The sequence below is a fragment of the Saccharopolyspora erythraea NRRL 2338 genome (assembly GCF_000062885.1).
Taxonomy (GTDB): Bacteria; Actinomycetota; Actinomycetes; order Mycobacteriales; family Pseudonocardiaceae; genus Saccharopolyspora_D; species Saccharopolyspora_D erythraea.
This window is the reverse complement of record NC_009142.1, coordinates 3,400,834-3,420,380: the sequence shown is the minus strand read 5'-3', so window position 1 is coordinate 3,420,380 and position 19,547 is coordinate 3,400,834. Positions and strand designations below refer to the sequence as shown.

General features: G+C 73.2%; 14 protein-coding genes. 4 read left to right on the top strand and 10 right to left on the bottom strand.

Annotation, left to right across the window (positions count from 1 at the left end):
- Positions 1-2: 2 nt before the first annotated feature.
- Genes SACE_RS15055 through SACE_RS15045 form a run of 3 tightly spaced genes read right to left on the bottom strand, consistent with a single transcriptional unit; the run spans position 3 to position 6,028 of the window.
- On the bottom strand, positions 3-638 hold the full coding sequence (locus SACE_RS15055; RefSeq protein ID WP_009945315.1) for a hypothetical protein: 636 nt from the start codon (positions 636-638) through the stop codon (positions 3-5).
- Complete coding sequence (locus tag SACE_RS15050; RefSeq protein ID WP_009945316.1) at positions 635-2,251, bottom strand: Hsp70 family protein; 1,617 nt, start codon at positions 2,249-2,251, stop codon at positions 635-637. The genes SACE_RS15055 and SACE_RS15050 overlap by 4 nt, the downstream gene beginning before the upstream one ends.
- A 27-nt stretch (positions 2,252-2,278) precedes the next feature.
- Entirely contained in the window at positions 2,279-6,028 is a 3,750-nt protein-coding gene (locus SACE_RS15045; RefSeq protein WP_009945317.1) for a CHAT domain-containing protein, read from the bottom strand.
- Positions 6,029-6,442: 414 nt separating this feature from the next.
- Here SACE_RS15045 and SACE_RS15040 point away from each other — a divergent pair, with 414 nt between their 5' ends.
- From SACE_RS15040 to SACE_RS15025, 4 genes are all read left to right on the top strand, one after another.
- Positions 6,443-8,806: an arylsulfatase gene (locus SACE_RS15040; protein WP_011873931.1), complete on the top strand. Its 2,364-nt coding sequence runs from the start codon at positions 6,443-6,445 to the stop codon at positions 8,804-8,806.
- Positions 8,799-9,707, top strand: a complete 909-nt coding sequence (locus tag SACE_RS15035) for a formylglycine-generating enzyme family protein (protein ID WP_173401309.1) — start codon at positions 8,799-8,801, stop codon at positions 9,705-9,707. Before SACE_RS15040 ends, SACE_RS15035 begins: the two co-directional genes overlap by 8 nt.
- A 27-nt stretch (positions 9,708-9,734) precedes the next feature.
- Positions 9,735-10,643 carry a LysR family transcriptional regulator gene (locus SACE_RS15030; protein ID WP_009945321.1) on the top strand — a complete coding sequence of 303 codons (909 nt, stop codon included), beginning with the start codon at positions 9,735-9,737 and terminating at the stop codon, positions 10,641-10,643.
- Positions 10,644-10,953: 310 nt separating this feature from the next.
- Positions 10,954-12,354: an MFS transporter gene (locus SACE_RS15025; RefSeq protein WP_009945323.1), complete on the top strand. Its 1,401-nt coding sequence runs from the start codon at positions 10,954-10,956 to the stop codon at positions 12,352-12,354.
- 66 nt (positions 12,355-12,420) lie between these two features.
- Here the strand turns inward: SACE_RS15025 and SACE_RS38310 are convergent, their stop codons facing one another.
- The 7 genes from SACE_RS38310 to SACE_RS14995 all read right to left on the bottom strand — a co-directional run bounded on the left by SACE_RS38310 (position 12,421) and on the right by SACE_RS14995 (position 19,539).
- Positions 12,421-12,579 (bottom strand): hypothetical protein, encoded by a 159-nt coding sequence (locus SACE_RS38310; RefSeq protein WP_009945325.1) that lies wholly within the window; start codon positions 12,577-12,579, stop codon positions 12,421-12,423.
- Between the two features lie 240 nt (positions 12,580-12,819).
- Positions 12,820-13,947 carry an amidohydrolase family protein gene (locus tag SACE_RS15020; RefSeq protein ID WP_009945327.1) on the bottom strand — a complete coding sequence of 376 codons (1,128 nt, stop codon included), beginning with the start codon at positions 13,945-13,947 and terminating at the stop codon, positions 12,820-12,822.
- Positions 13,948-13,955: 8 nt separating this feature from the next.
- Positions 13,956-15,323 carry a type I glutamate--ammonia ligase gene (locus tag SACE_RS15015; RefSeq protein WP_009945329.1) on the bottom strand — a complete coding sequence of 456 codons (1,368 nt, stop codon included), beginning with the start codon at positions 15,321-15,323 and terminating at the stop codon, positions 13,956-13,958.
- Positions 15,324-15,536: 213 nt separating this feature from the next.
- Complete coding sequence (locus tag SACE_RS15010; protein WP_009945330.1) at positions 15,537-15,737, bottom strand: cold-shock protein; 201 nt, start codon at positions 15,735-15,737, stop codon at positions 15,537-15,539.
- A 228-nt stretch (positions 15,738-15,965) separates the two neighbouring features.
- Positions 15,966-18,047 (bottom strand): xanthine dehydrogenase family protein molybdopterin-binding subunit, encoded by a 2,082-nt coding sequence (locus SACE_RS15005; RefSeq protein ID WP_009945331.1) that lies wholly within the window; start codon positions 18,045-18,047, stop codon positions 15,966-15,968.
- Positions 18,044-19,036, bottom strand: coding sequence for an FAD binding domain-containing protein (locus SACE_RS15000; protein WP_009945332.1), 993 nt, complete (start codon positions 19,034-19,036; stop codon positions 18,044-18,046). Before SACE_RS15000 ends, SACE_RS15005 begins: the two co-directional genes overlap by 4 nt.
- Positions 19,033-19,539: a 2Fe-2S iron-sulfur cluster-binding protein gene (locus SACE_RS14995; protein WP_009945335.1), complete on the bottom strand. Its 507-nt coding sequence runs from the start codon at positions 19,537-19,539 to the stop codon at positions 19,033-19,035. Before SACE_RS14995 ends, SACE_RS15000 begins: the two co-directional genes overlap by 4 nt.
- Between the last annotated feature and the right edge of the window lie 8 nt (positions 19,540-19,547).

Below are 19,547 nucleotides of genomic sequence, written 5' to 3'. Positions count from 1 at the left end.
GCTCACACCTCCGAGAAACCGGCGCGGGCGGCGTCGATCAGGACCTGGTCGGCGACCTGGCCGAGCAGCCGCGCGGGGACGCCGTCGAGCCAGGCGTTCTCACCGAGCCACCAGTCGGCGGCACCCCACGGGTCGTCGGTGGCGTCCAGGAGCCGGTTGACGGTGCGCACGACCTGCAGCGGCTGTCCCGACGGGCCGAACTGGAAGGCGGGCCAGCGGTCGCCGTCCTGGTGCTCGAGCCGGATCAGGCCCGGGTCGTCGGTGGCGACGCCGCGTGCCCGCACCTCCGCCTCGCCGACCGCTTCGGCCTCCAGCACCTGGCTCGGCACCTTCGGACCGGGACCGGAGAGCAGGCAGCCGTGCAGCGTCGCGCCGAGGTCCCCCCAGTCCGCCTCGGCCCCGGTGGAGAAGCGGGACTCCGGCGCCGACAGCTCGCGGCGGACCGGGTGCTCGGCAGGCAGCGCGTCGGTCAGCAGTACCGCGATGTCCTCGGCGATGTCGGCCGCGACGTCCGGGCTGGTCTCGGTGGAGAACTCCACGACCAGCGCGACCAGGTGGGTGTAGTCGCCGGGTGCCAGCCGGGCGCGCACCCCGTCCCAGTCGGCGGCCAGCGCCGCCAGGGCCTGCCGCAGGTTCACCCGCTCACCTCGTGCCTGGCGATGTCGGTGCGGGCGGCGTCGACCGCCCTGTGGTCCATGCCGCCGATGGCGAGTTCGAACCGCACTTCCTGCCCCGATTCCTGCTCCTGCGCGTGCACCGCGAGCGTACCGGTCCCGGACATGCGGAAGGTGATCTCGATCCGGGTTCCGGCGGGCCGGGGCGGGATGCCCTTCAGCACGCCGCGTCCGACGCGGGTGTTGTCGGCGAGGTCCTCCGACTCCTCCTGTCCCTTCTGCTCCCACACCTCGATCTCGGCCATCCGCTGGTTGTCCACGCCGGTGGCGAACGGGAACGGGCCGGTGTCGGCGGGAAGCTCGGTGTTCGCGGCGAGCAGGTGGGTCACGATCTGCCTGGCGCGCAACGGGTTGTTGTGCGCCTCCGGGTCGGTAGGGTCGATCGCCTTGACCCCGAACGCCCGGGGGACCACGGTCGTCACGCGCTTGGCCGCCGCCGCCTCGACGTCGGCCGCGCTGATGCCCAGCTGCCCGGCGACCTCCCGCGCGGCTCCGCCGGTGTCCCCGACCTGCCGCAGCAGCGCGAAAAGCGCCGCGCCCTTGGCGACCGCGAGGTCCGGCTCGCTGAGCCGCGCGTCGAGGCCGAATCGCGTGCGCAAGTTCTCGGCCACCGCGGGCATCCGGGTCATCCCGCCGGCCAGCAGCACGTCGTCGAACCGCTCGATCCCCTTGCGCCGCGCCACCTCCAGCGTGCGGCGGGTGATCTCCATGGTCCGGTCGAGCAGGTCGCCGGTGAGCCGCCGCAGGTCGGCGCGGGTCAGCTCCACCCCCGCGGCCGCCCCGGCGAAGCGCAGTTGCGCGCGCCGGGACTCGGTGCGGCTCAACGCCTTCTTCAGCTCCTCGGCGGTGCTGTGGAACTCCTGCATCGCCTCCTCGTCGGCGGCCGGGTCGAGCCGGGGGTGCCGGGCGCGGAAGACCTCCAGCAGGTGCTCGACGATCCGCCGGTCCCAGTCCGCGCCGCCGAGGGCCTGGTCCCCGTCGGTGCACACGACGCGGATGTCGTCGCGCTCGACGCGGATGGCGGTCGTGTCGAACGTGCCGCCGCCGAGGTCGTAGACCAGCAGGTGCCGCGCGCGGTCGGTGCTTTCCAGGCCCTGGTGGTGGAGTGCGGCGGCGACCGGCTCGGCGAGGACGTCGAGCACGTTGAGCCCGGCGATCTCACCGGCCCGGCGGGTGGCCTCCTTCTCGGCGACGCCGAAGTAGGCGGGCACGGTGATCACCACGTCCCGCACCTGCCTGCCGGTGCTCTCCTCGGCAGACCTGGCCAGCTCGCGCAGGATCAGCGCGGAGATCTCCTCCGGGGTGTAGGCGCGGCCGTGGTAGCCGAACTCCACCCCCTGCCTGCCCATGTCCCGCTTGACCAGTTGCGCGACCAGGTGCGGCGCCAGCAGCGCGGAGTTCTTCGCCGAGGAGCCGACCAGCACCCGGCCCGGCCCTTCGAAGTAGACCACCGACGGCGTGGTGTCCTCGCTGACGGCGTTGCGGGCGATCACCGGCCGCCCCGACTCGTCGACGTAGGCGACGCAGGAGTGGGTGGTGCCGAGGTCGATGCCGAAGGTCGTCGGCGGTGCCGCCATGGGTGCTCCCAACTTGCCGCAGGTGCCTCACCGGCCCTGGTAGGTGAACGCCGCCCAGTTGCCGGGTTCGGCGGGGTCGATCGTGGCGAGCTCCGGCGCGAGCCGGGCGCCGACCCCTTCGGGCAGCGCCCGGCGCGGGTCCAGCATCCACGCCTGCGCCGCGCGCAGGGCCGTGGCCGGATCGTCGCAACCGGAGTTCAGGTAGTGGTGGAACATGACCATGACCAGCGCCGTGGGCAGGTCGTCGACGTTCCACCGCGCGCCGACGACCCCGGCCGCTCCGGCGGTCAGGAACGCCGTCGCCAGCGTCAGCGCCTCGTCGTGCTCGCGGCCGGTCAGGTCGCTGGCGCAGGCGGCCAGCACGACCAGGCCGCCCGGCGCGTCGGCGGGACGGTCGCGCGCCTGCCGCAGGATGTCCTGCACCTGCAACGCCGAACCGGATCCCAGCCGCAGGGCGGAGTCCACCGGCACCGCCGCGAGGTCGGCGTGGCAGCCCAGGTGCAGCAGCGACGCACCGGGCGAGTTCGCGCCGGGCAGCAGTGCGCGCACGTCGTCGGGCCGCGGGGCAGGCGCCCGCCTGCCGCCCCGGCGCCTGCGGCCGAGGTAGACGCCGTGGGAGTAGTGCCTGCGGTGGATGTCCTCGATCTCCTCCGACGCCCACAGCAGACCGCTGCCCGCCACCCGCACCAGCGCCGGTTCGCCGTCCCACGCGCGCCTGCGGCGCCGGGCGGTCTCGGTGAACTGGCGGGCCGACGCGGCGTAGCGCACGACGGCGTCCTGGAAGGCGTAGCGGACGCCGCCGCCGGGCACCCGGTGCCGCGCGGCGTGCCACGGGACCGCGCCGAGCTTTCCCACCGGTACCAGCACGATCCGGCTCGGACGCCGGCGCCGCTCGGCCGCGACGGTGTCGAGCACCTGGTTGAGCACCGCCGTCCACGCCCAGTCGCAGACCTCGCCGAGGGCCTGCCGCCACCTGCTGTCCAGTTCCCCGGACACGGGGCCGCTCGCCCGCTCCCGCTGGAGCCGGTCGAACCGGTCAACCGGACTGCCGTCCGCGGCGGTCAAGAGCGGGCAGTGGAGCGGGCGGACCTCGCCGCCGTCGGTGACCAGCACGGCGATGCCGGGTTCCCGGTCCTCGCCCGGGAGCAGGTAGACCAGCGCCCTGGTGTCGGTGTCGCGCAGGGCGGCGGCGATCTCGGCGACGGCGGGCGGTGTGAGCAGCCGTGTACGCGCCCCGTGGCCCTCCAGCGCTTCGAGCACCCGGTACCGCAGATCGCTCGGCAGCGGCGCGCCGGTCAGGTCCCGCATCGGGCTGGGCGGCCCCTCCGGCAAGTCCCACGGCTGCGGACCGGACTCGGCCGCCTCGCGCTCCCAGCGCTCGGCGAGCCCGTCGTGGCCGGACTCGCGCAGCATCGCCGGGACGCCCGCGTCGACCGTGGCCGCGTGCAGCACCATGCCCCGCCCCAGCTCCAGCGCCTCCACCGCGTTCTCGCTCCGTCCGGTCTCCAGGCACCAACGGGCCACCGAAGCCGCCTCGCCGAGCGCGGCACGGGCCGCGTTCAGCGCGCGCAGAGCGCTGGACTGCAACAGCACGTCGCGTGCGCGCGTCCGCAGGGACTCCAGCCCCACTCGGACCGCACGCTGCGGGTCCTTCCTGGCCGCGTCGCCGCGCGTGCGGTAGCAGTCGGCCAGCGAGTTCAGCAGCAGCGCGCCCTCCAGCGCGCCCGGGTCGAGCATCCGCCGCGCCTGTTCGAGCCGGTCGATCGCGTTGCTGAGGTCGCGCCGGTCCCGGGTGAACTCGTAGCGGGTGCGCAGCCCCATGCCCAGGCTGCCGATCGCCGACAACCGCTCGTGGTGGTGCAGGTCGGCACGGGCCGCGACCGACCCGAGCATGCCGATCCCGCGGTCGAGCGCCTTGCGGTCCCCGACCGCGATCGCGCTCCACAGCACCGACATCGCGGCGGTGGTGGTCTCCATCGGGTGGTCGAGCGCGGCCTCCGGGATCGCGCGGAGCGCATCGGTCACGGCGTCCACCGACTCGTCGAGACCGGCCGCGCCCGTGGCGTCGGACCCGGCGTTCCGGATGATGCGGGCGAGCCCGAGCGTGGTCGTGGCGCGCTGGCGGACGAAGTGCTCGTCCGGCAGTTCGCCGACCAGATCCTCCAGCGCCCGGATCGCCTCCCGCAGGCCATCCGGGTCGGGGCTGCGCATGTGGTTCGCGAGCCGGACGTGGGCCTCGGTGAACCGGTCGAGGACGTCGTCGCCCTGCTGCCCCAGGTAGTGCACCGCGGCGTCGACGTTGTCCGCCGCACCGCTGCGGGTGTAGCGGATGAGCAGCACGGCCCCGAGCATCGTGCGCAGGCCCTCCCGCAGCGGGTGCCCGTCCGGCAACAGCCGGGCGGCCTCCCGCAGGTGCCCGACCGCGGTGTCGATCTGGTCGAGCCCGAGCGCGGAGTCCTCCTGGAAGACCGTCGCCAGGGCCAGCACCGCGTGGTTGACACCGGTGTTCTCGTCGTCGGCCCGGCCGCCGCGGATCGCTTCGGCGGCGAGCGTGCGGATGCGGCTCATCGAACCGCCTGCGCGGTTCACCGAGAGGTCGGCCATCAGCGACCCCACCAACCGCGTCAGCACCGCGGCGCGGTCGGGATCGTCGGCGGGCAGCCGCTCCAGCGCCCGCTCCAGGGCTGCGATGGCGGCCGAGCTGCTCGCACCGAGCCGCCGCAGGTCACCCGACTCCGCGAGCCCGGGCTCGGCGGGGCGCAGCAGGCCGACCAGGAACTCGCGCAGCAGGTGCCCGGCGGGCAGCCCGGCCATGGCTTCGGCGATCCCGTCGGACAGGTCTTCGCCGGAACCCGTGGCGTGAGCCCGGATTCCGCGCAGGACCGCGCGGACCGCGTCGCGTTCCCCTGCGTCGAGATCTTCTTCCGGGATCTGCGAAAGCATCTCGTCGAAGCCGGTCAGCGCGCGGTCGGCCTCCGGTGCCGTGAGGTCGATCTTGCCCGTGGCCGACGACACCAGCAGCTCGAGCGCCGATCGCATGCCGGCGAGGTCGCGATTCTCCTGGTCCGTCAACGACTCCAGGTGTCGCCGTGCGGTCGCGATCTCCTCCGGCGTCGCCTCCAGCCCCAGTCCGGCGACGCCGGTGAGCGTCGGCCGGCGACCGCGCAGCTCCACCGGCGTGCCGCGGCTCAGCAGCAGGTGCGCGACGGTCACCCGGCACGCGTCGGCGGTCGCGGTGTCGGCATCGGGCCGCTCGATCAGCTCGGAAAGCATCTCGATCGCCGTCTCGCGGTCCTGCTGCTCCCCCGCGAAGCCGGTGTAGCGCACGGCGTGCAGGATCCCGAGGGCGTAGCGGCCGACAACGCCTCCGCCGGCACCGGCCGCTGTCAGGTCGCGGATGGCCTCGTCGACGTCGGCGCGGTCGCCCTCGGCCACCCCCACGTACCGGCTGACCAGCAGACCTGTGCGGGCGCAGACCTCCGGCCGGTGCGGGTCGTCGTCGGCCAGGCAGTCCCGCACCGCGCGCATCCACCCGATGGCCGATCTCAGGTCGTCGACCGAACCGGTGCGCTCGTGGCGGAGGCCGTGGGCGAGCCCGAGCTGGTAGAGCGGCCCCGCGCGGCGGGCGTCGCAGCCGGCCACTGCGTCCAGCGCGCGGTGCGCGTGCTCGACCGCCGCGTCCACGTCGTCGACGCCGTCGGAGCGCCGCGCCCGCTCCAACAGCCGGTCGGCGAGTTCGAGCGACTCCCGGAAGGAGTCCGCGTCACCGCCCGCCATCGACCGATCCCCTCACCCCCGCGAACTACAGCGCCGGAAGATCAGCCTACCGGCGGCTCCCACCGCCGTCGGCGAAATCAACGAAGAGGACCGGCGAAGCCCCATAGACACCTTCTATGGGCCTGATTCGAAATCCGTCTGCGCGACCGAAGACGGCTTTCTGACCTGCCCATAACCGAATCCCGCTGCCCGCGCGGACCAGGTCGTCGCGGCAGCATTGCTTGCACCGCCCGGTCCAGGCACTAGCATTCGCTGCCGTACCTGAACACCGGCGACGCGGACCCGCCGGACAACGGCGATCAGACCACGCACGCAATTCATTCCGGCGCGGGAAACCAGCGAATTCCGCGCTCGGTGGCGCGCGCCCGGAGGTCGCCGCGGCGAACCGCCTCGAACACCGTCCAGGAGGTCGACATGGGCGACGCGGACATCCCCCGCGAACGTCTCCCGATTCCCGATGCCGTCGTGCCCACCGCCACGTCCCTGGACGTGCACGAGCAGGACCCGCCCTTCGAACCGGTGCAGCCGGTGCGGCCACCGCGGGGCGCCCCGAACGTCGTGGTCGTGCTCTTGGACGACATGGGCTTCGGCGCACCGAGCACCTTCGGCGGCCCGTGCCGGATGCCGACCGCGGACCGGCTCGCAGCGGGCGGCCTGCGCTACAGCCGCTTCCACGTCACCGCGATCTGCTCGCCCACCCGCCAGGCGCTGCTGACCGGGCGCAACCACCACTCGGTCGGCATGGGCGTGACCACCGAGATGGCCAGCTCCGCGCCCGGCTACAACGGGATCCGCCCGCGCAGCGCGGCCACCCTGGCCCAGGTCCTGCGCGGCAACGGCTACAACACCGCGGCGTTCGGCAAGTGGCACCAGACCCCCGCCCGCGACGTCAGCGCGGCGGGCCCGTTCGACCGCTGGCCCACCGGCGAGGGCTTCGAGAAGTTCTACGGCTTCCTGTGCGCCGAGATGAACCACTGGTACCCGGTGCTGTTCGACGGCACGACCCCGGTGGAGCCGTCGCGGCGCCCGGAGGACGGCTACCACCTGTCGGAGGACCTGGTCGACCACGCGATCGACTGGGTGCGCGACCAGCGCAGCCTCAAGCCCGACAACCCCTTCTTCGTGTACCTGCCCTTCGGCGCGACCCACGCGCCCTACCACGTCCCCCGCGAGTACCGGGAGCGCTACCGCGGGAAGTTCGACCACGGCTGGGACGCCCAGCGCGAGATCACGCTGCGCAGGCAGAAGGAGCTGGGCGTGGTGCCGCAGGACGCCGAGCTGGCGCCGTGGGCCGACGGCGTGCCGCACTGGGACGAGCTGTCGGAGACCGAGCAGCGCTCGGCCGCGGCGCTCATGGAGCTCTACGCCGGGTTCGCCGAGCACACCGACGACCAGGTCGGCCGCCTCGTCGACGCGCTCGAGGAGCTCGACGCGCTGGAGGACACCCTGTTCATCTACATCCTCGGCGACAACGGCGCGTCGGCCGAGGGCGGCTTGGGCGGCACGCTCAACGAGCACCGCTTCGCCAGCGGCATCCCCGACAGCCCCGAGTTCATCCTCGACAACCTCGACGCGCTCGGCGACGCCACGACCCACGCGCACTACCCGGTGGGCTGGGCGCTGGCGATGAACACGCCCTACCAGTGGACCAAGCAGGTCGCCTCGCACTTCGGCGGCACCCGCGACGGCATGGTGGTGCACTGGCCGCGCGGCATCGAGGAGCGCGCCGGCATCCGCCAGCAGTTCCACCACGTGATCGACATCGTGCCGACCGTGCTGGAAGCGGCGGGCATCCCGCAGCCCTCGGAGGTCGACGGCATCGCCCAGAAGCCCATCGAGGGCACCAGCATGCTCTACAGCTTCAACGCCGCCGACGCGCCGGACCGCCACCGCCTGCAGTACTTCGAGATGGTCGGCAACCGCGGCATCTACCACGACGGCTGGATGGCGGTGACCCGCCACGGCACCCCGTGGGAGATGGTGCAGGGCGAGCAACGCCGCTACTTCGACGACGACGAATGGGAGCTCTACGACACCACGGTGGACTGGACCCAGGCGCGCGACGTCTCGGCCGAGCACCCGGGCCGGCTCAACGAGCTCAAGCAACTCTTCCTCGTCGAGGCCGCCAAATACAACGTCTTCCCGCTCGACGACCGGATGACCGAGCGCGAGAACCCCCGCGAGGCCGGGCGGCTCGACCTCATGGGCGAGCGCCGCGCGGTCACCTTCCACGCCGGGGCCAAGCGACTGACCGAAGAAACCGCGCCCAACGTCAAGAACCGCTCGCACACCATCACCGCCGAGGTCGAGATCCCCGACGGTGGCGCGGAAGGGGTGCTCGTCGCCCAGGGTGGACGATTCGGCGGCTGGTCGGTCTACTTCCACGAAGGCCGGTTCTGCTACGCCTACAACTACTTCGGCCTGGAGGTGCACACCGCGCGGGCGCGCGAACCGCTCGCGCCCGGGACGCACGAGGTGCGGATGGACTTCGCTTACGACGGCGGCGGAGTCGGCAAGGGAGGCACCGCCACGCTGCACGTCGACGGCAAGCAGGTGGGAGAGGTGGTGGTGCCCAGGACCATCCCGTACTACTTCGCCTTCGACGAGACCTTCGACATCGGCTGCGACCGAGCCTCCCCGGTCACCGACGACTATCCCGTGGTGGACAACAGGTTCACCGGCACCCTGCGGTGGGTCCGCGTCGACCTCGGCGACGACCTCTGCGACGACGTGGGCACCGAACGCGAGCGCAGCCGGTTCAAGGCCGCCCATGACTGAGCAGGAGCAGAAGTCCTGTTGCGCGCCGCCGACCGGCCGGGCGGCGCGGCCGGTGGAGGTGGACGCCGTCGAGACCTGCGATCCCCCGCGCCGTGCGGGCGACCTGGTGCTGCTGGACGGTGGCGAGTTCCTGATGGGAAGCGAGGACGCGCACGCCTACCCCGAGGACGGGGAGGGGCCGGTCCGCGCGGTGCGGCTGGAGGCGTTCCGCATCAGCCGCACCGCGGTGTCCAACGTGGAGTTCGGCGAGTTCGTCGCGGCCACCGGCTACCGCACCGAGGCCGAGCGGTGGGGATGGTCGTTCGTCTTCGGCGGTCTGCTGCCCGACGACTTCCCGCCCACCCGCGGTGTGGCGGCGACGCCGTGGTGGCGTCAGGTCGAGGGCGCCGACTGGCGCCGGCCCGAGGGACCGGGGTCCGATGTGGACCAGCGCGGTGACCACCCCGTCGTGCACGTGTCCTGGTCCGACGCCCGCGCCTACTGCGCCTGGGCCGGGCTGCGGCTGCCGACCGAGGCCGAGTGGGAGTACGCCGCCCGCGGCGGCCTGGCCGGCCGGGCGTTCCCGTGGGGCGACGAGCTGGAGCCGGGCGGGCGGCACCTGATGAACGTCTGGCAGGGCGAGTTCCCGCGGCGCAACACCTTCGCCGACGGCTGGCTCGGCACCTGCCCGGTCGACGCGTTCCCGCCCAACGGCTTCGGGCTGCACAACACCACGGGCAACGTGTGGGAGTGGTGCGCCGACTGGTTCGACCCCGGCGACCGGACGCGCCGCAGCGCCCGCGGCGGCTCGTACCTGTGCCACGACTCCTACTGCCGCCGCTACCGGGTGTCGGCGCGCCAGGGGCTCACACCCGACTCCACCACCGGCAATACTGGGTTCCGTTGTGCCCTGGACGCGTGAGGCGGCCGACGCCGGGAGGGATGCGGCATGGAGCGCAGGGAACTGGAGTACTTCCTGGCCATCGCCGAGAGCGGCAGCTTCACCGCCGCGGCCCAGGCGCTGCACGTGGCCCAGCCGTCGCTGTCGCACGCCATCGGCGCGCTGGAGAACAAGCTCGGCGGCAAGGTCTTCCACCGGCTGCCGCACGGCGTCGCGCTCACCACCGCGGGCGAGGCGCTGGTGGAGCCGGCCAGGCAGGTCATGCGCGACCTCAGCACCGCCACCGACTCGGTGCGCCGGGTGCTCGGCCTGGCGGCCGGGCGGCTGGACATCGTCGCGCAGACGACGCTGGCCGTCGACCCGCTCGCCGAACTGCTCGGCGCTTTCCTGCGCAGTCACCCGAAGGTGGCGGTGCGGGTGTCGGACCCCGAGCTCGGCTCCGACGTCACCGGCTCGGTGCGCACCGGTGAGTGCGAGCTCGGCATGGCCGACTCCACCGTGGACGCCGTCGGCGACCTGGAGAACATCGTGCTGGAGGGCCGCGAGATCTTCGCCGTGCTCCCGGCGGGCTCGGCCCCGGCCGAGCGCACCCGGCTGGGCGTGGCCGAGCTGGCCGAGCTGGACTGGGTCACCACGCCGGAGGGCACCGCGACCCGCGAGGTCATCGAGCACACGGTCAGCGCGCAGGGCGCGAGTCCGCGCGTGGCGGTCGAGACGGCGCACCAGGCCATGGTCGTGCCGCTGGTGCTGGCCGGCGCGGGCGCGACGCTGCTGCCCCGCTCGCTGGCCCGCGACGCCGCCGAGCGCGGGGCGGCCGTGCTCCCGCTGCGGCCCAGGGTCATCCGGCGCGGGGTGCTCTTCTGGCGCCGCGGGCCGCTCTCGCCTGCCGCGGGCGAGTTCGTCCGCCTGGTGATGTCGCGGGCGGGTCGCGGTTCCGCCGACCGCCGCCGCGGCTGACGTCGCGGGATAGCGCGGTTCTATCGCACATATCGAAAACCGGTCTCGGCCGGCACCGCGCGAACTGTGGTCCGCGTACTCGCCGACAACTATTCTCTGCGGAAACGATCCGCCGGATTTCTCCGGGAATTTCCCGCTACACGCGGGTGGACGACGAGATTTCCTGACCACCGCACCGTTTCCGCGCCCACGTGCGCGTCGCAGAACCGGATTCGGCACACGGAGGTGCCGCCGATCCGCTATCGGCGCGGCGATTTCCGGGACCGACCCGCGCATTCGTGGTGCGCGCGGGACAACGGGAGGAAGACTGATGAAACTCGACGCAATCGAAGAGGCACCCGTGAGCGGGTTCCACCGCAAGCTGCTCGTCGCCTGTTGCGGAGGACCGCTGCTGGACGGGTACCTGCTGAGCATCATCGGCGTCGCCCTGGTCGGCATCACCGACGAGATGCGGCTGAGCACGACGTCCTCGGCCCTGGTCGGGGTGGTCGCCCTGGTCGGCATGTTCCTGGGCGGGCTGACCATCGGCCCGCTGACCGACCGCCTCGGACGCCGTTCGATGTACACCATCGACCTCGCCGTCCTGCTCGTCGCGTCGGTGCTGTGCGTGTTCGTCACCGAGGCGTGGCAGCTCGTCGTGCTGCGGTTCGTCGTCGGTTTCGCCGTCGGGGCCGACTACCCCATCGCCACCGCCCTGCTCGCGGAGTGGTTCCCCCGCGCGCAGCGGGCGCGCGCGCTGGGCGGTGTGATCATCGCCTGGTACTTCGGCGCCCTGCTGTCCTACGTGGTCGGGTTCGCCATCACCGAGGTCGCCGGCCCCGGCGGGTGGCGCTGGGTGCTGGGCAGCGCGGCGGTGGTGAGCGCGGTCGTGCTCGTCCTGCGGCACGGGACACCGGAGTCGCCGCGCTGGCTGGTCGACCAGGGACGCGCCGAGGAGGCGGCGGCGCTGGTGCACCGGGTGCTGCGGGTACCGGTCACCGCCGACGACCTCATCGCCTCGCGCGAGCGGGCCACCGTCGAACGCGGCGGGCTCCGCGAGCTGTTCCGGGGCATCTACCTGCGCCGCGCGGTGTTCGTGTCGGTCTTCTACACCTGCCAGGTCATCCCGATGTGGGCGATGTACCTGTTCGGGCCGCAGATGCTGGCCGCGTTCGGGCTGGACTCGCAGAACCTCAGCAACCTCGGCTCCGCGCTGATCAGTGCGCTGTTCCTGCTCGGCTGCGTGCCCGCGATGCGGCTGCTGGAGACGGCAGGGCGCAGGCGCACCATCATCTGGTCCTTCGCGCTGATGGCCGTCCCGCTCGCGGTGCTGGGCTGGTGGCCCACGGCCCCGGTCGTCGCCGTGATCGTCTGCTTCAGCCTCTACGCCTTCTTCGCCGGCGCCCCGGGAATCCTGGAATGGCTCTACCCCAACGAGCTGTTCCCCACCACGATCCGCGCGTCGGCGGTCGGCCTGGCCGTCGCGCTGAGCCGGATCGGTGCCGCCGTCGGCACCTACCTGGTGCCGCTGTCGCTGGAGAGCCTGGGCACCTCGACCACCATGTACATCGGCACCGCGATCACGTTGGTCGGGCTGCTCGCCTGCGTGCTGTGGGCCGAGGAGACCAAGGGGCTGTCGCTGGCCCAGGCCAGCGGCGGCGAAGTGCCGGCGCTGGCCTGGGCCAGCGGCGGCGAAGTGCCGGCGCGGCAGGGCGAGACGAGCGCGGTGTGACCGACGGTCCAGCGGACGCGGGCTCACTCCGCGGTCGTGGAAGCTGCGCGGCGCGCAGGGTCGTGCTCAACCGTTCGCGCTGCTTTGCCGTGACCGCGGCGAGCGCGGCGCGCCGCGCAGGGTCGAGAGCGGGAGCCGGTCGATGAACAGGAACAGCCTGCGCGACTGCTCGCCGTCGAGGTCGACCGGCACCGCGTCGCTCTCGAAGGCGCGGCCGGTCGGCATCCGGTTGGAGAGCGACCGCTGGGATCTGCGCCGACGGCTCCCAGCGGGACAGCGAGCGCGCGTACTCTGCGACGGCGCGGCGGTGGATCTCCGCCTTGATCGCCCTGGCCACCAGCGCGCGTGCGGCCGGAACCATCCGCCAGCTGCCGGAGCACCGCCGAACGGGACGGTCCAGCGGACGCGGTGCGCCCCCCGGGCCTGGCCCGGCGGGGAGGGTCTCCGGCAGCTCCCCCAGGCCGGTCAGGCCTGCGGCCAGTCGAGGCCGTACGCGCGCGCCGCGTTCGCACCGGCGATGCCGGTGACCAGCCGTTCCGCGTCGCGCGTGGTGAGCACGTCGTCGGCGAGCCACTCGTCGACCAGGCGCCCGCACCGTTCGCGCCACAGCGCCGCGCCGAGGTGGTGCAGTTCGGGCAGGCCGTAGCCGTCGGAGGAGAAGCACACCGCGCGCCAGGGCGCGATTTCCAGGGTCTCGGCCAGCACCGCCCCGGCTCGGGCGCCGACGTGCGGGATGGTCAGGCCGAGGTCGACGAGCACGTGGTCGAAGACGTGGGCGAGGTAGGCGGCGTTGCGATGGTGCGGCCAGCAGTGCAGCAGGACGACGGTCGCCCCGGTTCCGGACGTGGACCGTAGGAAGTCGGTCAGCGCCAGCGGATCGGCCTCGCGCAGGTGCAGGTCGGGATCGCCGAAGCCGGTGTGGAACTGCAGCGGCAGGCCCAGCTCCGCGCCGATCTCGGCACCCACGTGCGCGAGCCACGCCAGCAGGTCGCGATCGTCGAGGCGGCCGCGGCCGCTGGAGAGCCACCGCGAAGCCGCCCTGACGACGCTCGCGGCGTCCGGACGCCGTCCGGGCAGGGCCAGACCACCGCGGTAGGCGGCGATGCTCTTGAACCCGGCCGCGCTCACCGCACGTGCTCGCAGCTCACGCTCCACCGCGTCGGCCAGGTCCGCCGCCGCGACTCCGCCTGCCGCGACCCGTTCGGCCACCGCCTCCAGCCGCACCACTTCGCGTGCCTGCCCGTCGGCGAGCACCGCGAACTCGGCGGGGGACGTGAGCGGCAGGGCCGTGAGACCGGTGTCCACCAGCCACGTCCTGGTACCCGACGTGCCCAGCAGCCGCCGGGTCGCGGTGAGCCAGCCGAGTTCGGTGCGTCGCGCCAGGTAGTCGCCGGCTTCGGCGTGCGGGTCCAATCCGAGCACCGGTGCGCACAGCCGCCGCAACGACACGCCGAGCATCGAGTCGAACGGGCTGCGGTCCCGGCCGAGCCGCTCCGCTTCGGTCATCAGCAGCTCGAACTCGTGCCGGTCCAGGTCGGCGGTCCGCACCCCGTGGCAGTGCTGGTCGAGCAGCGGGACGTCGTCGTTGAGCACCGCGGCTCCTACCAGCGCCAGCGGGTCAGGGAGACGAGCTCGGCGGGCTCGGCCTCGGCGAAGCGCTCGCCCTCGCCGCGCCGGACCGTCACCACGGCGTCGTGCAGAGCTTCTCCCATCGCCTCGGCCAGCACTCGCGAGCCTTCCAACGCGTCGGCCGCGGCGAGCGGGCTGGTCGGCAGCCGCGCCGGCTGCTGCTCCTCCGGCAGCAAGACCGGATCGCCGGAGACCTCCGCGGGGAGCCGGAGCCCGGCGCGCATCCCCTGCGCGCCCGCCGCGAGTACGGCACCGACGACCAGGTACGGGTTCGCGGTGGCGTCGAAGCACTTGACCTCCGCGTTGGCCGCCCAGTCGCCGGTGCCGGTCACGCCGAGCACCAGGCGGATCGCGGCTTCCCGCGCCTCGCGTCCCCACACCTGCCACACCCCGGCCCACCGGGAGGGCTGCAGCCGCAGGTAACTGGCCGGGTTCCCGGCCCCGACGGCTTGCAGCGCGGGCAGTTCGGCCAGCACCCCGGCCAGGAACGCCTCGCCCTCGCGACGCAGCCCGTGCGGACCGTCCCCGCCGTGGAAGAGGCTGCCCTGCTCGTCGCGCAGCGACAAGTGCAGGTGCGCGCCGGAACCCGGCACGCCGGGGACCACGCACGGCGCGAAGCTCGCGCGCCAACCGTGGCGCAGCGACACCTGGCGGACGGTGTGGCGGACCAGGACGGCGTCGTCGGCGGCCGCCACCGGATCGGTCGCGGCGACGGAGAGCTCGAGCTGACCGGTGGTGTACTCGGGGTGGAACTGGTGCACGACGAGATTCTGCGCGTGCAGCGCGTCGACGAGGTCGCGGGCGTAGTCGGCGACCACCTCCAGCCGCGGCTGTCCGTACGCCGAGCCCGTCACCGCCGGGACGAAGTCCTCGACACCGCCCGCGCCCAGCGCCCACTCGTGCTCGAAGGCCGCGAGCACCCGCAGGCCGCGCGCCTGCAACGCCTCCGCCTGCGACGCGGCGAAGGCCCGCTGGCAGGCTGCGAAGCGCGGACCCTCCTGCACGAACTTGTCGGCGGGCGCCCACGCCCAGCCGGGCTGGGCGGCCAGCGGCACGAGCCGGTCGAGGTCGGGGATCAACCGCAGGTCGCCGTCCGGACCGCCGAGGTGGCGGCCCAGCACCATCACGTCGTCGAAGCAGAACGTCTCGAAGCAGGGCGAGACCCCGATGCCGTAGCGCGCGGCGAAACCGAGCCGGTCCAGGGGCACCGACTTGACCCTCACCACCCCGGCGTTGTCCACGAAGGACGTCTCGACCATCGACACGCCGCCGGCGCGCAGGCGCTCCGCGGTGGCGTCGAGATCGGCCCGCTCCTCGGCCGGGATGCGGTCGGAGGTCATCGCGGTCCCCCTGCGGCTCGCGGGCTGGCGACGTCCGGGCGCCGCCGCCCGGACCGGGCTCACCCAGCGTGCCCGCACGGACACGGCAAGTCCAGCGAGGCGGTTCGGCACAGACCCGAATCACCGGTACGGGGAGGTGGGACCGGCCTCCGGAAACACCGGTGGCTCCTCACCCCGATCGGGTGAGGAGCCACCGGGTGAAGCGAGTCGGGATCAGACGCGCACGCTGGCGGCCTGCGGACCCTTGGGCCCCTGGGTGACCTCGTAGTTCACCCGCTGGTCCTCCTCGAGGCTGCGGAAGCCTCCCGCGTCGATCGCCGAGTAGTGCACGAACACGTCCGGACCACCGTCATCCGGCGCGATGAAGCCGAAGCCCTTTTCCGCGTTGAACCACTTCACGGTTCCCTGTGCCATGTCTTCTCCTCCGGGAGCTGGGAATACGTCGGGCGCACGCGGCGCGCGGCCCGGGCCCGCTGATCTCAGACGGCGGCCAACTCCAGCTACGCCAGGGAAAGCAGCTCGCCCGCATCGGCATCTGCGAGCGTGCTTGCGAACACGAACTCAGAAATACGACCGAGCCCACTCTACACGCCGCAGGCGCCGTCGGCTCGCAGGTCTTCCGCACGGCCGCGTCGCCCCGCCTCAGCCGAGGAACTTCTCCGGCGTGATCGGCAGCTCGCGCACCCGGACGCCGGTGGCGTGGTAGGCGGCGTTGGCCACGGCGGCGGCCGCTCCCACGATGCCTATCTCGCCGATCCCCTTGGTGCCCACGGGGTTCACGTGCGGGTCGTGCTCGTCGAGCCAGTGCACGTCGATGCGGTGCACATCGGCGTTGGTGGCCACGTGGTACTCGGCGAGGTCGTGGTTGACCACGTGCCCGAACCGGGGGTCCATAACGCTCCGCTCGTGCAGCGCCATGGAGATGCCCATGGTCATGCCGCCGATGAACTGCGAGCGCGCGGTGCGGGGGTTGACGATGCGCCCAGCGGCGAACACCCCGAGCATGCGGGGCACCCGGATCTCACCGGTGTCCTCCCGGACGCGCACCTCGGCGAACTGGGCGCCGAACGCCTTCATCTCGTAGCGCTCGCGGTCGGGGTTGTCCGGCACGGTCCCCTCCGACTCGTCGCCCTCCGAGGGGTCGGTGCCGAACTTCTCCCGGAACACCGCGGCCGCGTCCACCACCGCCGAGCCCCAGCTCGACAGCCCGGAGGAACCGCCCGCGACGGTCGCGTGGGGCAGGTCCGTGTCGCCCATGCGCAGGTCGATCTCCTCCAGCCCGACGCCGAGCGCGTCGGCGGCGATCTGGCTCAGCGCCGTCCACGTGCCGGTTCCGATGTCGGCGGCACCGATGCTGACCTGGTAGCCGTCGGCGGTGCGGCGGATCGCCGCCGCCGATCCGGGGAACACGTTCGCCGGGTACACCGAGCTCGCGACACCGGTTCCGACCAGCCACCCGTCCTCCCGGCGCACCCCGGGCGCCGGATCGCGGTCCTGCCAGCCGAAGCGGCGCGCGCCCTCGCGCAGGCACGCCACCAGGTTGCGGCTGGAGTACGGCTTGCCCGACTCGGGGTCGGTCTCGGGTTCGTTTCGCAGGCGCAGTTCGATCGGGTCGAGGCCGCAGGCGACGGCGAGCTCGTCCATCGCCACCTCACCGGCGAACATGCCCGGGCACTCCCCGGGAGCGCGCATCCACGACGGCACCGGCACGTCGAGCAGCGCGAGCCGGTGCGTGGTGCGGCGGTTGCCCGCCGCGTACATGTGCCGGCTGGGTTCTGCGCTCTGCTCGGCGAAGATCTTGACCTTCGAGCTCTGCTCGATGACGTCGTGGGCGATGGCCGTCAACCTGCCGTCGCGGTCGGCGCCGAGCCGGAGCCGCTGCACGGTGGGTGTGCGGTGGCCGGTCAGGGAGAACATCTGCCGGCGGGTCAGCGCCAGCTTCACCGGCCTGCCCTCCACCAGTCCGGCGGCCATCGCGGCGAGTACGACGTGGGAGTGCGGCAGCCCCTTGGAGCCGAAGCCGCCGCCGACGTGGGTCGAGACGACCCGGACCCGCTCCCGGTCGAGGCCGAACAGCTTCGCCATCACTTGGCGCACGGTGTGCGCGCCCTGCGTGGAGTCGTAGAGCGTGAGCCCGCCGTCGGCGCGCACCGCGACCGTCGTGTGCGGCTCCATCGGGTTGTTGTGCTCCATCGGCGTGGTGTAGGTCTCGTCGACCCGCACCGGCGCCGACTCGAACGCGGTCTCCAGGTCGCCCTGCGAGGTGTCGGTGGCGAACGCGGGGTTCACCTGCTCCGGCGTGTAGAGGTCGTCGCGCTCGGCTGAGAACTCGGCGTCGTGGTCGGCCTGCTCGTAGTCCACGCGCACGAGCGCGGCGGCGTGCCGGGCGATCTCCGGGTTCTCGGCGATGACCGCACCGATGAGCTGGCCCCGGTAGTGCACCTCGCCGGACTGCAGGATCGCAAGCTCTCCGTCCTCGGTGGACGCCAGCGCCGGGGCGTTGTCGTGGGTGAGCACGGCGAGCACGCCGGGCAGCTCGCGGGCGGCGGCGGTGTCGATACCGGTGATCCGGCCGCGCGCGATGCTCGCCTGCAACGCGTGCGCGTGCGCGGGGTTCTCCACCGGGTGCTCGTAGGCGTAGGGCGCGGTGCCGGTGACCTTCGCCCAGCCCTCCAGCCTGGCCACGTCGACGCCCATGGCTCGCGGTCGCAGCAGATCGGTCACGCTTCCTCCCCGGCCAGTTCGCTGAGCGTCGAGACCAGTGCCGACCGGGCCATCGGCACCTTGAACCCGTTCCCGGGCAGGGGGCGGGCGTCGGCGAGCTCGGCGTCGGCGGCGGCGGCGGCGAAGGCCTGTGCAGTCGCGGGTTCTCCGCGCAGCGCCTCCTCGGCTCGGGTGGCGCGCCACGGCTTGTGCGCCAGCCCGCCGAAGGCGATGCGGGCCTCGCGCACCCGTCCGTCGGCGACGTCGAGCGCGGCGGCCACCGAGACGAGCGCGAACGCGTAGGACGCCCGGTCGCGCACCTTGCGGTACTTCGATCGTGTCGCCATCGGCAGCTCCGGCAGGTCGACCGAGGTGATCAGCTCGCCGTGCTCGAGGACGGTGTCGCGGTCGGGTTCGTCCCCGGGCAGCCGGTGGAAGCCGACGACCGGGATGCCGCGGTGCCCGCCCGGCCCCTGCACGCGGACCACCGCGTCCAGCGCGCACAGGGCGACCGCCATGTCGGAGGGATGCACCGCGACGCACTGGTCGGACGCCCCCAGGACGGCGTGGTAGCGGTTCCAGCCGCCGACCGCCGAGCAGCCCGACCCCGGCTCGCGCTTGTTGCACCGCGTGGTGACGTCCTGGAAGTAGACGCACCTGGTGCGCTGCAACAGGTTCCCGCCGGTGGTGGCGAGGTTGCGCAGCTGCCCCGACGCGCCGGACAGCAGGGCCTGCGAGAGCACCGGGTAGCGTTCGCGGATCAGCGGGTCGGCGGCGAGGTCGCTGTTGCGCACCCCGGCCCCGACGCGCACCCCGCCGTCCGCCAGCGGTTCGACACCGCCCAGCGGGAGGCGGGTGACGTCCACCAGCAGCTCCGGGCTGGCGATGCCGAGCTTCATGTGGTCCACCAGGTTCGTGCCGCCGCCGAGGAAGGCCGCCGCCGGGCGGCCCGCGACCGCCGCCACCGCGCTGTCGGCGTCCTCGGCGCGCTGGTAGTCGAAGGGGTTCACCGCCTGCCTCCCACTTCGCCGATCGCCGCGACGATGCCGGTGTAGGCGCCGCACCGGCAGAGGTTGCCGCTCATGCGCTCGCGGATCTCCTCGTCGTCGAGCTCCGGCTCGGCGCTGACGTCGGATGTGGCGGCGCTGGGCCAGCCCCGGCCGAACTCGTCGAGCACGCCGACCGCGGAGCAGACCTGGCCGGGCGTGCAGTAACCGCACTGGAAGGCGTCGTGGTCCACGAACGCCTGCTGCACGGGGTGCCCGCCGTCGCGCGCCAGTCCCTGCGCGGTCGTGAACCGCACGTCCTGGTTGGCCACGGCCAGCGACAGGCACGTGGTGACCCGCCTTCCGTCGGCGAGCACCGTGCACGCTCCGCACTGCCCGTGGTCGCAGCCCTTCTTGGCCGAGGTGATGCCCAGGTGGTCGCGGAAGGCGTCGAGCACCGTCGTGCGCGTGTCCGCTGTGATGCGGTGCCGTTCGCCGTCGACGTCCAGGGTGATCTCAGCTTCCATCAGCGCAC

What these genes read in the sequence shown, in the direction of transcription:
- SACE_RS15050 (WP_009945316.1), bottom strand. Translation starts at nt 2,251, where the DNA reads ATGGCGGCACCGCCGACGACCTTCGGCATCGACCTCGGCACCACCCAC.
- SACE_RS15045 (WP_009945317.1), bottom strand. Translation starts at nt 6,028, where the DNA reads ATGGCGGGCGGTGACGCGGACTCCTTCCGGGAGTCGCTCGAACTCGCC.
- SACE_RS15040 (WP_011873931.1), top strand. Translation starts at nt 6,443, where the DNA reads ATGGGCGACGCGGACATCCCCCGCGAACGTCTCCCGATTCCCGATGCC.
- SACE_RS15035 (WP_173401309.1), top strand. Translation starts at nt 8,799, where the DNA reads ATGACTGAGCAGGAGCAGAAGTCCTGTTGCGCGCCGCCGACCGGCCGG.
- SACE_RS15030 (WP_009945321.1), top strand. Translation starts at nt 9,735, where the DNA reads ATGGAGCGCAGGGAACTGGAGTACTTCCTGGCCATCGCCGAGAGCGGC.
- SACE_RS15025 (WP_009945323.1), top strand. Translation starts at nt 10,954, where the DNA reads ATGAAACTCGACGCAATCGAAGAGGCACCCGTGAGCGGGTTCCACCGC.
- SACE_RS38310 (WP_009945325.1), bottom strand. Translation starts at nt 12,579, where the DNA reads ATGCCGACCGGCCGCGCCTTCGAGAGCGACGCGGTGCCGGTCGACCTC.
- SACE_RS15015 (WP_009945329.1), bottom strand. Translation starts at nt 15,323, where the DNA reads ATGACCTCCGACCGCATCCCGGCCGAGGAGCGGGCCGATCTCGACGCC.
- SACE_RS15010 (WP_009945330.1), bottom strand. Translation starts at nt 15,737, where the DNA reads ATGGCACAGGGAACCGTGAAGTGGTTCAACGCGGAAAAGGGCTTCGGC.
- SACE_RS14995 (WP_009945335.1), bottom strand. Translation starts at nt 19,539, where the DNA reads ATGGAAGCTGAGATCACCCTGGACGTCGACGGCGAACGGCACCGCATC.